The organism is Stenotrophomonas terrae, from assembly GCF_039674165.1.
In the GTDB taxonomy this organism is placed as follows: Bacteria; Pseudomonadota; Gammaproteobacteria; order Xanthomonadales; family Xanthomonadaceae; genus Stenotrophomonas; species Stenotrophomonas terrae_A.
This window is the reverse complement of record NZ_JBDJMY010000009.1, coordinates 69,507-83,337: the sequence shown is the minus strand read 5'-3', so window position 1 is coordinate 83,337 and position 13,831 is coordinate 69,507. Positions and strand designations below refer to the sequence as shown.

Genomic DNA, 13,831 nt, shown 5'->3' with positions numbered 1-13,831 from the left:
GTACGTGACTTGCTCAAGGCGACATCCATCTCGAAAACATAGCACCACATTCACGTGGCGAAGGCGTACTGCATATAGGAAAAGTCCCGGCCGCCAACTATAAGGCGACCGGGACGCTGGCACTTACCAATCCAGACCAAATGACAGCTTGAAGGTACGGGTGGCGTACTGATCCCAGCTGCTGACCACACCGGTGTCCCAGTTGATGCCGTAACCGCCCCAGTTGGTCCAGTTGAAGGCATTGAGCAGGTCGGCGCGCACCTTGAGCTTGAGGTCGGTGCCGGTGTCCCAGGTCTTGGTCAGCGACATGTCGAACTGCTTGAAGCCCAGGCTGCCACTCGGCTCCCAGCTGTGCGGACGCTCGTAGCCACCGTAGGCAGCGGTACCGTCGATATCCCAGCGCTTGATCTTGCTGGCCAGTGTCAGCTTGCCGGACGCGCTCATGCCCCACGGCAGATCGGTGAAGCCACTGACCACCAGACGGTGCTTCGGCGCCCAGGCACCATCGAACCAGCCGCCCTGCTGGAAGTACCAGCCGAACACCGGATCCTTTTCATGGATGTTCTGCTTGGCGTCGGTCAGCGTGTAGGCAACGTTGAGGTTCCACGGGCTTTCAGCCGTGTAAGGCTTGTCCAGGCTCAACAGCAAGGCGGTGTTCTTGGATTCGAAGCCATTGGTAGCGACGATCAGCGCGCCCAGATCCGGCAGACCCGGCGCGTTCCACGGGCTGCCGTTGGGGGCAAAAACGCCGCCATCGGCATAGCGGTTGCCGCGTGAGATCAGCAGGCCGTCCTTGTAACGGGTGTGCTGCACGGTGGCCGAACTGTTCCAGTCATGCCCGCCCATGTTGAAGCTGCTGCGGATGCCCACGCTGAACTGGTCCGAATACGGCGTTTTCAGCTTGTTGTCGAACATCCACACTTCGCGGCCGGCCTCGGTCGCATCCACCAGCGACATCAGGTAATCGCGATCCAGCAGCTGCGGATTCCAGTCCAGGCAGTCGCCGCCCACCGCACAGGCATGCCCGGGCGAGTTGATCTTGAAACGACGGGTCGGGAAGGACGCCTTGCTGCGTTCCAGCTGCAGGTAGTCGAACAGATTGCGGTCATAGGAACGGCCGACACCGCCGAACAGCACCAGCCGCTCATCGCCGCTCAGGTCATAGGAGAAGCCCAGACGCGGCTGGATCGCATCCTTGAACGGTTTGCGGTTGTTGCCGGTGCTGATATAGCGGTTGATGTCGATGCCGCCCAGCGCCAGCGTCTGCGCATAGGTCTGGCCAGCGCCGGCATTCGGGTCCTGGCTGGCCAGCGAGGCCAGCACGTCCGGTGCGGTGGCGTAATCCAGGTAGGACGGGGTCTTTTCGTAATCCCAGCGCAGGCCCAGGTTCAAGGTCAGGCGCTCGGTAACTTCCCAGTCGTCCTGGATGTAGATGCCGAACTGCTTGTTCTTGGAGGTGACCGCGCCGCCACCGGTACCGACCGCCGGGCTGCCGAAGCGCACGAAGTACGGCACGTCGCCGCCCTGGTTGATGTCGTAGTAGAACTGCGGGTTGTAGGGCTGCTGTTCGATCGTGTCCAGGTCCACCTGCTTGTACTTGACGCCGAACTTGAGCGTGTGCCCTTCCCAGCCGAAGAAGGTGGTGTCGTTCTGGAACGACCAGCCCTTCTGGCCCTTGTCCTGCAGGCCGCCGTCGCCGGCACCGATGCGGTAGATCTGCTTGCCGTCATCGCCGCTGCCGTCGGTCAGCACACTGCCGTTGCCGAAATTGACCGGCGCCTTGGTCCAGAACGCCTTCTCGTAGGTGAGGTGCGAATCGCTGAGCCAATTGGTGTTGGAGTACTGCCAACGCAGGTCGTAGCGGTCCTCGGTGACGCCGGTATCGGTGCCGTAGCTGCGCGCGCTCTGCCCGCCGACGTTGCCGATCTCGCTCTCTTCACGGCGCTTGTAGGTGAACTCAAGCAGGTTGGCATCGTTCACCGACCAATCCAGCTTGCCGAAGTACAGGTCTTCCTTGAACGGCGTCGCGGTGGCACCGAGCTGGTCGCGCCAGGACTGCGGCAGGTCGCTGGGCAAGCGGCCCTCACCGGGCTTGAGGTCCTGCGGCGCGTTGTATTCCTTGCCCTCGTAGGTGACGAAGAAGTGCGCGCGGTCCTGCACGATCGGGCCACCGAAGCTGCCGCCGTATTGTTTCTCGCCGGAACGGGTCTTGCCGACGCCGTTCTTCTCGCTCTCGCGCAGTTCGCGCCAATCCTGGTTGGTGTAATCCCAGAAGAACGAGCCCTTGAACTCATTGGTGCCGGACTTGGTCACCGCGGTCACCGCAGCCGAACTGATCTGGTCGTACTCGGCCTTGTAATTGGAGGTGATGACCTTGTACTCACCGATGGCCAACTGCGGGAACGGGTTGCCGCGGCTGGCATCCTGGCCGGTGATGCCACCCTGGGTGACATAGTTTTTCTGGCCCACACCATCGATGTAGACGTTGACGTTGTTGGCGCTCTGCACGCCACCGCGCAGCTTGGTGGAACCGTTGGACGGATTCTGCTCGAACACCATGCCAGGCACGGTGTCGGCGAAGGCCAGGAAGTTGCGCGTGCCCTGCGGCAAGGCCTGGATCTGCTGCGGGGTGATGTAGGTGGCAATTTCCGAGGTCTTGGTCTCGATCGGCGCCTGCGCCGTTACCTGCACCGCATCGAGCGTGGTTGCCGACCCGCCGCCGGTTTCAGCCACGCCGCCCACACCCAGGTTGACGGTGGCGGTCTGGCCGACGGCCACGGTGATGTTCTGGCTGCTGCTCTTGCCGCCGGCAACGACATCCACCTTGTAGGTACCCGGCGGCAGGCCAGCCAGCGAATAACTGCCGGTGCCGGTGCTCTGCACGCTGCGCGCAAGGCCAGTGGCGATGTTGGTGGCGGTGACCTGGGCCTGCGCGGCGGGGGCCGAGTCAGCCATCACCTGGCCACGGATGGTGGCACTGGTGCTCTGTGCGAACGCCGGCGCTGTGCCCAGCAACAGGCACGCAGCAAGCGCACCGCTGAGCAGCTTGCGTGGGGGCATGGCGTCATTCAATTTCTTGTTCATGTTTTACCTCTCCCAAGGCAGCGACAGGGAAGCCGCAAGGGTTGTGTGTGTGAGCTACCCCGGTCTATCGCCGGGTGCAGAAACGTCGCCCGCGACGGTGGAATCGCGTACGACCAAGGTTGGAACCAGCGTTACGGCGGGCGCCGCCTGTGTCTGATCGTTGTCGATCATCTGCACCAGCTGCAGCATCGCCCGCTCGCCCAACTCGGCGATGCTGACCTGCATCGTTGTCAACGCGGGGTGAACAAAACGCGCCAAAGGGATGTCGTCATAGCCGGCGAGTGCGATTTGCGCAGGTACTTTCACGCCTGCCTGCGAGAACGCATACAGACAACCCAGGGCCATCATGTCGTTGGCGGCAAACACCGCATCCGGCAGGCTTGAGCGCGCCAACAATGCCAATCCAGCCTGGTGGCCGGAGGCTTCGTCAAAGTTGCCCGGCAGCTCGATCGCTTCCACCTTGCCGTCGAACGCCGCCATCGCCGCACGGAAACCCTGCAGGCGTTGCTGTGCATCGTGGTTGTGCACCGGCCCCGCGATGAAGGCGATGCGGCGATGGCCGGCATCAAGCAGATGCCGGGTCATGGACAGCGCGCCGGCATGGTCATCGATGCTGAAAACCGGGTAATGAGCGTCCGCCAAGGGCGTGTTGATCAATACCGTGGGCAGCGCAGGCGGCAGGTTGTCGATCAGAAAATCAGGGTCGCCAGCGTAGGGCGACAGGACAAGCAGGCCATCCACGCGGCCACGCATCGCCTGCAGCACGGCACCCTGCTGTTTCTGTTCACCGTGGTAGCTGGACACCAGCAGGTGCCGGCGATGGGCACTGGCCACGCCGTCGATGCCGCGCATCAACTCGGAAAAGAACTCGCCGTAAAGGTCAGGAAGTACCAGGCCGACGGTCTGGGTACTGCGGCTGCTGAGGCTGCGCGCAGCCGCATGCGGGCTGTAGCGCAAGCGCTTGGCGACCTCAAGGACCAGCGCGCGCACCGGCGCGGCGACATTGTCGTGGCCATTGAGCGCGCGTGACACCGTGGCGACGGAGACATTCGCCTCGCGGGCGACATCCTTGATCGTAACTGCCGACTTCGCCACCGCCCTACCCTCCGCAATACAGGGTGAGGCGGACTGTAAACGTTTCCAATTGCGATTGTAAACAGTTCGTTAGGTCTGGATGTCCCGTGCGGACAAGTACTGTCCTGTCCAGCTTGCCGGGCGTCCTGCGGTCACCTTGCCCGTTCAGCCCGGAGCCCTCTGCTCCTGGGGGGTCAGCGCCTTGATCGAGAGCGCATGGATGTCCGTTTCCATCATGTCGCCGAGCGCGGCATAGACCGCCCGGTGGCGGGCCAGCGGCGCCTTGCCCGCAAATGCCTCGCTAACCACCATGACCTTGAAATGCCCTCGCCCATCACTGGCCCCAACATGGCCGGCGTGACGGTGGCTGTCGTCCCGCACCTCCACCAGCTGCGGGGTGAACGCCGCCTGCAGGGCGCTGCGGATCCGCTCGACCCGGCTCATGGCAACACCTTGCGGAATGGCCGCACATCCACGCGCACATAGACGCCCGCCGCCACGTAAGGGTCAGCCTCGGCCCAGGCCCGCGCGGCGCCCAGATTCTCGAAACTGGCAATCACCACGCTGCCGCTGAAGCCGGCCGGACCGGGATCTTCCGCGTCAACCGCAGGACAGGGACCGGCCAAAAGCAGCCGCCCCTGGTCAAGCAATGTCTGCAACCGCTGCAGGTGCGCCGCCCGCGCCTGCAGCCGCGCCGCAAGCACATCCGTACCGTCATAGCCCTCGATTACGTACCACACTGGCCTTTCTCCGCTTGTCTGCTGAATGGAACGATGCCAAGTCTAGCGTCACAATGCTGGACACCGCCCTGCCCGGGCGATTACTCTTTAGTCCATTGCACGCAGTCGGCCAGTTGCCGCTCGGTGCGGTGACGGGCCCAGACCCGCCACCCAACCACCGAAGCACATCACTTCCCGGACCGCGTAGACGACCTCCTCGTAATGACGTTGCCGCTGATACTGCGGCGCGCCTTGTTGTTTATGTGTGGAAGCGCGCCAAACAAGCGCGAGTAGCTCGTAATACAGGGGCTGGAACCCTCCCGGGCGAGAACCTGGGGTGTGTACAGCCCGCAATACCCCCGAATGTCGACCTGATGACTTCCGAACTCGCGCACGACGCGAACCCGCCAGCGCAGCAATCCTTACCTCAGCAGCAGGAAATGCCGCTGGCGATGGTGCATGGCCAGCCGGTTCTGCAGATCCCCCAGGATCTGTACATTCCGCCGGACGCACTGGAAGTCATCCTTGACGCATTCGAGGGCCCGCTGGATCTGCTGCTCTACCTGATCCGCCGGCAGAACCTGGACATCCTTGATATCCCGGTCGCCGAGATCACCAAGCAGTACGTGGAATACATCAACGTGATGCAGGAGCTGCGCTTTGAACTGGCAGCCGAGTATCTGGTGATGGCAGCCATTCTTGCTGAAGTGAAGTCGCGCATGCTGTTGCCGCGCCCACCCAGCATCGAAGGCGAAGAAGCAGACCCGCGCGCCGAGCTGGTACGCCGTCTGCAGGAATACGAACGTTTCAAGCAGGCCGCCGAGGACATCGACAGCCTGCCCCGGCAGGACCGCGACACCAGCATGGCGCACGCCTTCGTGCCCGAGCGGGTGCTGGTCAAGACCCCACCGCCGGTGGAACTGAAGGAAATGCTGCTGGCGCTGCACGACGTACTCAAGCGCGCCGAGCTGTTCAGCGGCCACGCGATCAAACGCGAGGCTCTGAGTGTGCGGCAGCGCATGGGCGATGTGCTCAGCCTGCTGGAAGGCGACAAGTTCTACCGTTTTGAAAGTCTGTTCACCGCCGAAGAAGGCAAGCTCGGCGTTCTGGTCACCTTCCTTGCGGTATTGGAACTGGCCAAGGAGCAACTGCTCGACCTCGTGCAGGAAGCCCCACTTGCTCCGATTTATGTGAAGTCCCTGGCCACCGGCAACACCAACGCACCGCTGCAGTTTTCCAGCGAGTTCGATGACGCCGACATTCCCGCCTGAGCAACCGACCCAACGCATGGATCAACCGCTGATCAACCGCATTGTCGAAGGAACCCTGTTGGCCTCCAGCCAGCCGGTAACCCTGACGCAGCTGCAGGGCCTGTTTCCCGAGGATGCACCGGCGCCGCCGGGCAGCATTGAACGGGCACTGGAACTGCTGCGCGAAGGCTGCGCTGGACGCGGCGTGGAACTGGTCGAAGTAGCCTCCGGCTACCGCTACCAGATCACCAGCGAAGTGCACGGCTGGGTGTCCCGGCTGTGGACCGAACGCAAGACCCGCTACACCCGCGCCACCCTGGAAACCCTGGCGCTGATTGCCTACCGGCAGCCGATCACCCGCGGCGAGATTGAACAGGTCCGCGGCGTGGCGGTAAGCAGCAACATCATCCAGGCGCTGGAAGAGCGCGAGTGGATCCGGGTCATCGGCCACCGCGATGTGCCCGGCAAGCCGGCCCTGTTCGGCACCACCAAGGGCTTCCTGGATTATTTCGGGCTCAAGCGCCTGGACCAGTTGCCGCCGCTGTCCGAACTGCGCGATATCGGCGAGCTGGAACCGCAATTACCGCTGGATGGCGACGGCCAGCCAGCTGCTCCGCTAGCCGCCGGCGCCGCCTCGCCCATGGGCCTGGACGCCGCCAACGATAGCGATACGACACCCGCAGCCACGCCAGAATCCACGGATTCAGACGCGGTCGCATCCGACACCGCCTTCACCGGCGAACCCGACGCCGCGCCGGGAGAGCGCGCGGCGGAAGTGGAACAAACTGAAAACAACGCCGTCGCGACGACGACCGTGGCTGTTGACGTAGCCGATTCCGAACCAGAGGCCGACGCGGAAAACGCCGGCCGGAGCCAAACAGATGAGTGACACCCCCCGTAAACCTTCGTTGAACAAGCTCTCGCTCAAGCGCGAAGCTGACACCGAACAGCAGCCCAAGCTCGAAGAGCGCCTGCACAAGGTCCTGGCACAAGCCGGCCTGGGCTCGCGCCGCGCACTGGAGCAGCGCATCGCCGACGGCCTGGTCAAGGTCAATGGCGAAGTCGCCAAGACCGGCATGTCGATCAAGAGCGGCGACAAGATCGACCTTGACGGTCGCAGCTTTGTCGCCAGCGCCCTGACCGACCCGTCGCGCGTTTTGATCTACAACAAGCCCGAGGGCGAAGTCACCACGCGTGACGATCCCGAAGGCCGCCCGACCGTATTCGAAGCGCTGCCGCCGTTGAAGGGTGCACGCTGGATCGCCATCGGCCGCCTCGACATCAATACCACCGGCTTGCTGCTGGCTACCACCGACGGTGAACTCGCCAACGCGATGATGCACCCGTCGTTTGAAGTCGAGCGCGAGTACGTGGTGCGCGTGCGTGCACCGGAAGGCGAAGAGAAGGTCTCCGACGAAATCATCGAGCGCCTCGGCCGTGGCGTACTACTGGAAGACGGCGGCGCCAAGTTCGACGAAGTCGAGCGCATCGGCGGCACCGACTCGCACGACTGGTTCCGCGTAGTGGTGAAGGAAGGCCGCAACCGCGAAGTGCGCCGCCTGTGGGAATCGCAGGGCTGCCAGGTCAGCCGCCTGAAGCGCACGCGTTACGGCAAGATCGAGCTGCCGCGCGAACTGATGCGTGGCAAGTCGGTGGAACTGACCACCCAGCAGGTTGACGCGCTGCGCGCCCAGCTCAAGCTGGAAGAAGGCACCCCGTCGGCACTGACCCTGCAGCCGGTGATCGGCCAGCGCAAGGCGGTCAAGACCACCCTGCGCGTGTCCCGCGAAGGCAGCCGTGGCAATGCCTACGTCAACGGCCACAACACCGCTGACGAAGGCCGCGAACTGCGTCGCTTTGACAACGTGCGCGAAGACCGCGGCGGCCGTGGCCGTGGCGGCAAGAGCGGCGGCGGCTTCAAGGGCGGCCTGACGGTCAGCGGCGAAGCCGCAGCCAAGCAGTCGCAGAAGCCGTTCAAGCAGCGCAAGCCCGCTGGCGACCGCAGCCTGCCGGATGGCAACCCGGCTGCGTTCCGCACCTGGTATGTGCCGGACGGTGTCAGCACCGGCCCGAGCGGCCACCGCAATGCAGGTCCGGGCGCAGCACGCGGCCCCGGCGGCAATCGTGGTCCGGGCCGTGGCCCGGCCGCCGCTGACGGCCAGGCCCGTCCCTACGGCAAGCCGCGTCCGGGCGGCGCACCCGGTGCCAGCCGTGGCGGTCCCGGTCAGGGCCGTCCGCAGGGTGCTGGCGGCCAGGGCGCAAGCCAGGGTCAAGGCCAGGGCCAGCGCAAGCACCCCTACGGTCACCCGGGCAATGCCCCGAGCTTCCCGTCCGACCACGCCAACCCGGGCTTCAGCCCGTACGGCGCGCGTCCGGCCGGCAATCGCCCGAGTGGCGGCAACCGTGGCCCGGGCGGCCCCGGCGGTCGTCCCTCAGGTGGCCCGCGCCCGGGTGGCAACCGCCCCGGCGGCGCAGGCCGTCCGGGTGGCGGTGGTCGTCCCGGCGGCGGAGGCAACCGCGGCCCGCGCGGCGCCTGATTCGCCAACGACCAGACTTCGCGTCTGGTCGCTTTAGCGAAATGAACAAAGAAAAAGCCCGGCGCCATGCGCCGGGCTTTTTCTTTGTCGCGGCAAATGCCTCACCGCGACTGTCAATCAGGATCAGTAAGCCTCAAGAACGATTTCGTACTGGCTCAACAGATCCGGACCGGAGTACGGCACATGGTTCTGGGGCGCAGCAGCGGAGGCCTGCGGAGCAGACGGAAACAACTCGCCACCCGTTTCCACCAGCACCTGCGACAACTCGAAACCAGCATCAACAGATGCTTTCTCGATGCCACGCGTACCCGATTCCACCGTTAGCTTGAACACTGCGCTGAGCGCACTTTCGCCGGTGAACTCGCGGGTTACCGTCGCCTGGAACTGGTGTACACCCTGACTCAGTGCGACATCAGGCGTGAACTCCCAATCACCGAATTCATCGGCAAGTACCTGACCAAGCAGCTTGCCGCCCTCGTAGATCCGGACGATGCCATCCGCATTGGCTGTCCCAGACAATGTCGGCGTTCTGTCGTCGGTGGTTTCTCCCGACAACAAGGTACCTACGTCAGCACCGACATTGTCGTCAGCACTGTAGATGCGGATGCGATCTGCGCTTGCATCAACCTCGAACTCAAATGGCGGAGATAGGAACTCACTCTGGTTGCCTGCGCGATCCATTACCCAGCAAGTGAAGATATGCGTACCATTCTTCAATGCTGCAGCCGGCGTGAAACTCCAGTTCCCCTGGTCATCGACTGCCGTACGGCCGATCTCCTTGCCCTTGTCGTAAACGACGACGGTGGCATTAGCTTCGGCGGTACCAACAACGGTCGGCCGGTTATCATCGGTAGTACCCTCGCTTCCGATCAAGCCGGTGATGCGACCTGCGTCATCAACGATGCCACCAACCACGGGCGCAGCAGGAAGGACCCTGTCAACGATGATCACGTAAGGCTCAGAAAGCTGACTGACATCGCCATCAGGATACTCATGAATGATGGTCAATTCATGCATGCCATCCGCCAATGGCAGTTTTGGAACGAAGCTCCAATCCCCGTTGCTGTCGACCTGGGCATTACCAATCAACTGGTGCTGATTGTAGACATGGACCACTACGTCCGGGTGCGCTCTGCCCGTAAGCGTTGGTCGGCCATCATCGGTGAAACCTCCATTTGCAACGGCACCCTGGATCGACCCTTGATCGTCCAGCACCGCACCGATGACTGGCGCCCCGGAAGTCGACGTGTCAACAATGATCACATGGGGCAGGGACAGATCACTGACGTCGCCATTGCCATATTCGTGTGCAATGGCCAGTTGATGCGTTCCATCAGCCAACGGCAAGCGGGGAACGAATGACCAGTTGCCATTTCCATCCGCCTCGGTGTTGCCGATCAATTCACCGCGATTGTAGATATGCACCACAACACCAGGCAGCGTTTTGCCCGTAATGGTCGGCTTGCCATCATCGGTGACTCCGCCATTTGCAATGGCACCCTGGATCGGGCCCTTGTCATCCAGAACCGCGCCAATGGCAGGCAGCTCCGGCGTAATCGTGTCGACAATGATCACGTACGGCGGCGAAGTCTCACTGATGTCGCCGCCCGGATATTCCACGATGATGGACAACTGGTGCCGGCCGTCGGCCAGTGGAAGACGCGGAGTAAAGGACCAGTCACCGCTGGCCGCTGCTACGGCGCTGCCAATCAGCTGAGTGTTGTTGTAGAAGTGCACGATGGAGCCAGCTTCGGCAGTACCGGAAAGCGTCGGCCGACCGTCATCGGTCCTGCCGCCATTTTCGACGAGACCTTGGTTGAATCCCTTGTCATCCGTCACCGCTGCGATTACCGGCGTGACGCTTGAATAGGCCATGGCGGAGACATCAATACTTGCAGCATCGATTCCGGCCGCAGCGTGAGCTGTCTGAGATGCGCTTTCTGCGAGCCAGTCTTTTTTAATGACGTTGGCTCGACCACCATCTGCGGAGATATTCGTATCCATACTCGTTGACCTCTTTGATCAATTTCAACTTCAAGGCCCAATATTTCGACCTCATGGCAGCCGAGGTCCGCCACATACGTGCCGCCCCCTGCTGTCAAACGAGTATGTTTTTCTCCATCTCACCGGTGATACAAGAAAAGCCCCAAAAGCCGAGAGTTTTCTGAAGGCAGATAATATTTTTAACGATTGCAACAATTAAGGGTCCGCGCAGATGCTCGACCACTCACCTGTGCAGCTGCCCCAGCCAACGTCATTCATCTGGGCAACAAATGCCGTTAGACGCTCAGCACTGCATCACCTTGGTCAAGGCGCGCCCCCATCAGCAGAGCATCACGACCAAGCGTTCGGCCCCATTAATTTCCCAAATTGGGAAATTTGGTATATTTTCCCAACATCCACTCACGGGCAGCGCCATGGACCTCTCTCTGAACCTGCTGGACCTTGAAAAGACGCCCGCCAGCGACGTCAAGGCCAAGGGCTGGCCTGAGCTGATGCGCAAGGTCGCCCGGCTCGGCGCCGTGGTGGTCACCAACCACAACCACCCGCAGGCGGTGGTGGTGTCTGCCGAGGAGTACCAGCGTCTGGTCGCTCAGGCCTCAGGCGCTTCGGCCGCAGCCCAGCGCGCGCAGTCACTCAAGCAACTGCAGGCTGAGTTCGACGCCCACCTCGCGGTGCTCGATGACGGCAAGACCCTGGCCAAGGCATTGGATCGCCCTGCCCGGCGGGGGTTGAAAATCATCCCGGGCAAGTCGCTCTGACCGATGGCACGGATCCTGGTATTGGCCGGCGTCAATGGCGCCGGCAAGAGTTCATTGCTGGGCATGATGCTGCAGCACGACGGCGCGACCTGGTTCAACCCCGACGCCTTCACCCGGCAACTGGTGGAACAGGGCTGGCCGCTGGCCGAGGCCAATGCCACCGCCTGGCAGGAAGGCACCCGCCGCCTGCGCGAGGCGATGCAATCCAACCGTGACTACGCGTTCGAAACCACGCTGGGCGCCAACACCATTCCCAAACTGTTGCATGAGGCCTGTGTGCAGCACGAAGTCACCGTGTGGTTCTGCGGCCTGGACAGCATCGGGCTGCACCTGCAGCGCGTTGCCGAGCGCGTGGCCGCTGGCGGCCACGATATTCCGGAAGACAAGATCCGCCAGCGCTACGACAGCTCGCGCCTGAATCTGATCGAGCTGCTGCCACATCTGACCACGCTGCACGTTTACGACAACAGCCGCCCGCCGGATGCCGACGGCGCGGTCGAGCCTCTGCTGGTACTGGAAGTGGACCGTAGCCGGATCCTGTGCCCGGTCAGCCAGGAAGAGTTCGGCCAGGTACCCGAATGGGCCAAGCCGCTGGTGTGGGCGGCGCTCAAGGCGTTCCCGGTGGCGGCTGACGAGTGAAACCCGAGGGGGTGAAAGCTCCCTTCATTCACCACTGCGGGCGCCCCTCTCCCGCACGCGGGAGAAGGAAGCGGCGCACTTCTGCGCCGGATTCCGCCGCTGGAAGATCAGCGGCGCTCGATCACGAACTTGCCGAAGCCGATACCCAGGCTCCAACCGCGCCCGGTGCCTGCCAAAGCCAGGGAAATATCGCCCTTGGTCATCGCCTGCGCATCATTGGCCCGCGAAGCGCTGGCATGGGCCTCGGCCGCTGCATAGGTACCCAGCAGGTCATCAAGCGAATACGCACCGGTAAAGCGGCCACGGCCGTCGGTGATGGTGGTGCGGCCAACGGTCAAACCACCGCCCTTGGCGCTGATCTTGACGGGAATGTTGGCGCCATTGTCACAGGTGATCGTGCCGGTACCGCTGGACGTCTTGTAGAACGCCGACCAACCCGACAGGTTGTAGTGCAACTCACAGTCGATATTGCCTGCCGCCTGTGCGGCCGGCGCAATGCCCAGCGCCAGCGCCACAACCACTGCCATCATCTTTTTCATCGCACACCTCTGCTTGGTTGGAGCCGGCACCGAGACTGACAGCCCCCTTGCACATTGCAAAGAGCTGCCCGTCGCAGCGCGCGGCCAGCGTTCAGCGAACCACCACCGGGCCGCCCAGGGTAAACGCATCGGCATCGAGCATTGCCGGGAACCGTTCGCGATGCGCAGCCAACGCCTGTGCCGAGACCGTAGTGGTGACCACCTGTTCGCGCTCGCGGATTTCCAGCTGCGGCTGACCCAGGAAATCGATCACCGCGCTGTCGCCGGAATAATGCAGACCGTTGCCGTCCACACCAATGCGGTTCACCACCGCCACATAGCACAGGTTCTCAATCGCCCGCGCACGCGCCAGCGTCTGCCAAGCGTAGGCGCGCGCCGACGGCCAGTTGGCCACGAAGATCTGCAGGTCGAAATCCATCTGCCCTGCCCGTTCCACATCGAAGCGATTACGGCAGAACACTGGAAAACGCAGGTCGTAGCAGATCTGCGGATTGATCCGCCAGCCCTTCCATTCCACGCATAGCCGCTCGTTGCCTGCGGCATAGCGCTTGTGCTCGCCGCCATAACGGAACAGATGGCGTTTGTCGTAATAGTGCAGCTCACCTTCCGGCGTGGCCCACAACAAGCGGTTGTAGACCTTGCCATCCACCCGCAGCTGCACGCTGCCGGTGACTACCGCACCCAGCGCGCGCGCCTGATCGATGACCCACGCAACGGTGGGGCCGTCCATGTCTTCGGCCTGATCGATCGCATCATTGGAAAAGCCGCTGGTAAACGTCTCCGGCAGAATCACCAGATCGGTATTGCCTGCGAGCGGCGCCAGCAAGGCACCGTAATAGGCGCGGTTGCCCGCCGGGTCGTGCCAGCGGGTGTCGCCCTGCACCAGGGAAATACGCAGGTCCTGCATTGTCGTCATCGTCCTGTAAGCCATGAAGAGAAAAGCGCGCTGGCGGCCGTGACCGCACCCAGCACCGGCAGCCACCACTGCAGCCGTGCAATCCAGCGATTGGCCGGCTGCCGCAGTTCGGCCTCATCGAGCAACGCCAGATAGTCACGGGTATAGCGGCCAAAACTGCCGCGAAACGCCAACCGGCCCTCGTCCACCGGCACCCCGCGCGCCTGCAGACCAGGCTGGACCACGGCAAGGAACAAGTAGCCTTTCAGCACTGCCGCAAGCACAAACGCGGCAAACGCCAAACCGAAAACCAGCAGACCCGTGTCCATCGG

The 13,831-nt window shown here is 63.0% G+C and carries 13 protein-coding genes; 5 read left to right on the top strand and 8 right to left on the bottom strand.

Annotated elements, in window-relative coordinates:
• Positions 1-123: 123 nt before the first annotated feature.
• From ABE493_RS06240 to ABE493_RS06225, 4 genes are all read right to left on the bottom strand, one after another.
• A complete protein-coding gene (locus tag ABE493_RS06240) occupies positions 124-3,084 on the bottom strand; it encodes a TonB-dependent receptor (protein WP_346498080.1) in 2,961 nt (986 codons plus the stop codon).
• 54 nt (positions 3,085-3,138) lie between these two features.
• Positions 3,139-4,179: a LacI family DNA-binding transcriptional regulator gene (locus ABE493_RS06235; RefSeq protein WP_346498079.1), complete on the bottom strand. Its 1,041-nt coding sequence runs from the start codon at positions 4,177-4,179 to the stop codon at positions 3,139-3,141.
• 144 nt (positions 4,180-4,323) lie between these two features.
• A complete protein-coding gene (locus ABE493_RS06230) occupies positions 4,324-4,602 on the bottom strand; it encodes a BolA family protein (protein WP_346498078.1) in 279 nt (92 codons plus the stop codon).
• Positions 4,599-4,898 carry a YciI family protein gene (locus ABE493_RS06225; RefSeq protein WP_346498077.1) on the bottom strand — a complete coding sequence of 100 codons (300 nt, stop codon included), beginning with the start codon at positions 4,896-4,898 and terminating at the stop codon, positions 4,599-4,601. The genes ABE493_RS06230 and ABE493_RS06225 overlap by 4 nt, the downstream gene beginning before the upstream one ends.
• Before the next feature lie 353 nt (positions 4,899-5,251).
• Here ABE493_RS06225 and ABE493_RS06220 point away from each other — a divergent pair, with 353 nt between their 5' ends.
• From ABE493_RS06220 to ABE493_RS06210, 3 genes are read left to right on the top strand one after another with little or no spacing between them, the layout of a single operon-like run.
• Positions 5,252-6,148 (top strand): segregation and condensation protein A, encoded by an 897-nt coding sequence (locus tag ABE493_RS06220; protein WP_346498076.1) that lies wholly within the window; start codon positions 5,252-5,254, stop codon positions 6,146-6,148.
• Between the two features lie 16 nt (positions 6,149-6,164).
• Positions 6,165-7,016, top strand: a complete 852-nt coding sequence (gene scpB / locus ABE493_RS06215) for an SMC-Scp complex subunit ScpB (RefSeq protein WP_346498075.1) — start codon at positions 6,165-6,167, stop codon at positions 7,014-7,016.
• A complete protein-coding gene (locus ABE493_RS06210; protein WP_346498074.1) occupies positions 7,009-8,664 on the top strand; it encodes a pseudouridine synthase in 1,656 nt (551 codons plus the stop codon). The genes scpB and ABE493_RS06210 overlap by 8 nt, the downstream gene beginning before the upstream one ends.
• Positions 8,665-8,787: 123 nt before the next feature.
• Here the strand turns inward: ABE493_RS06210 and ABE493_RS06205 are convergent, their stop codons facing one another.
• On the bottom strand, positions 8,788-10,668 hold the full coding sequence (locus ABE493_RS06205) for an Ig-like domain-containing protein (RefSeq protein ID WP_346498073.1): 1,881 nt from the start codon (positions 10,666-10,668) through the stop codon (positions 8,788-8,790).
• A gap of 413 nt (positions 10,669-11,081) precedes the next feature.
• Here ABE493_RS06205 and ABE493_RS06200 point away from each other — a divergent pair, with 413 nt between their 5' ends.
• Both ABE493_RS06200 and ABE493_RS06195 read left to right on the top strand, forming a co-directional pair.
• Complete coding sequence (locus tag ABE493_RS06200) at positions 11,082-11,426, top strand: type II toxin-antitoxin system prevent-host-death family antitoxin (RefSeq protein WP_346498072.1); 345 nt, start codon at positions 11,082-11,084, stop codon at positions 11,424-11,426.
• A gap of 3 nt (positions 11,427-11,429) precedes the next feature.
• The gene (locus ABE493_RS06195; protein ID WP_346498071.1) at positions 11,430-12,065 is read left to right on the top strand and encodes a hypothetical protein; all 636 of its coding nucleotides are present in this window, start codon (positions 11,430-11,432) and stop codon (positions 12,063-12,065) included.
• Positions 12,066-12,172: 107 nt separating this feature from the next.
• On the opposite strand, the gene ABE493_RS06190 is transcribed toward ABE493_RS06195, so the two are convergent.
• The 3 genes from ABE493_RS06190 to ABE493_RS06180 all read right to left on the bottom strand — a co-directional run bounded on the left by ABE493_RS06190 (position 12,173) and on the right by ABE493_RS06180 (position 13,828).
• Positions 12,173-12,604 carry a hypothetical protein gene (locus ABE493_RS06190; RefSeq protein ID WP_346498070.1) on the bottom strand — a complete coding sequence of 144 codons (432 nt, stop codon included), beginning with the start codon at positions 12,602-12,604 and terminating at the stop codon, positions 12,173-12,175.
• Between the two features lie 91 nt (positions 12,605-12,695).
• Positions 12,696-13,511, bottom strand: a complete 816-nt coding sequence (locus ABE493_RS06185; RefSeq protein WP_346498113.1) for an amidohydrolase — start codon at positions 13,509-13,511, stop codon at positions 12,696-12,698.
• A 5-nt stretch (positions 13,512-13,516) separates the two neighbouring features.
• The gene (locus ABE493_RS06180) at positions 13,517-13,828 is read right to left on the bottom strand and encodes a hypothetical protein (RefSeq protein ID WP_346498069.1); all 312 of its coding nucleotides are present in this window, start codon (positions 13,826-13,828) and stop codon (positions 13,517-13,519) included.
• Positions 13,829-13,831: the final 3 nt, after the last annotated feature.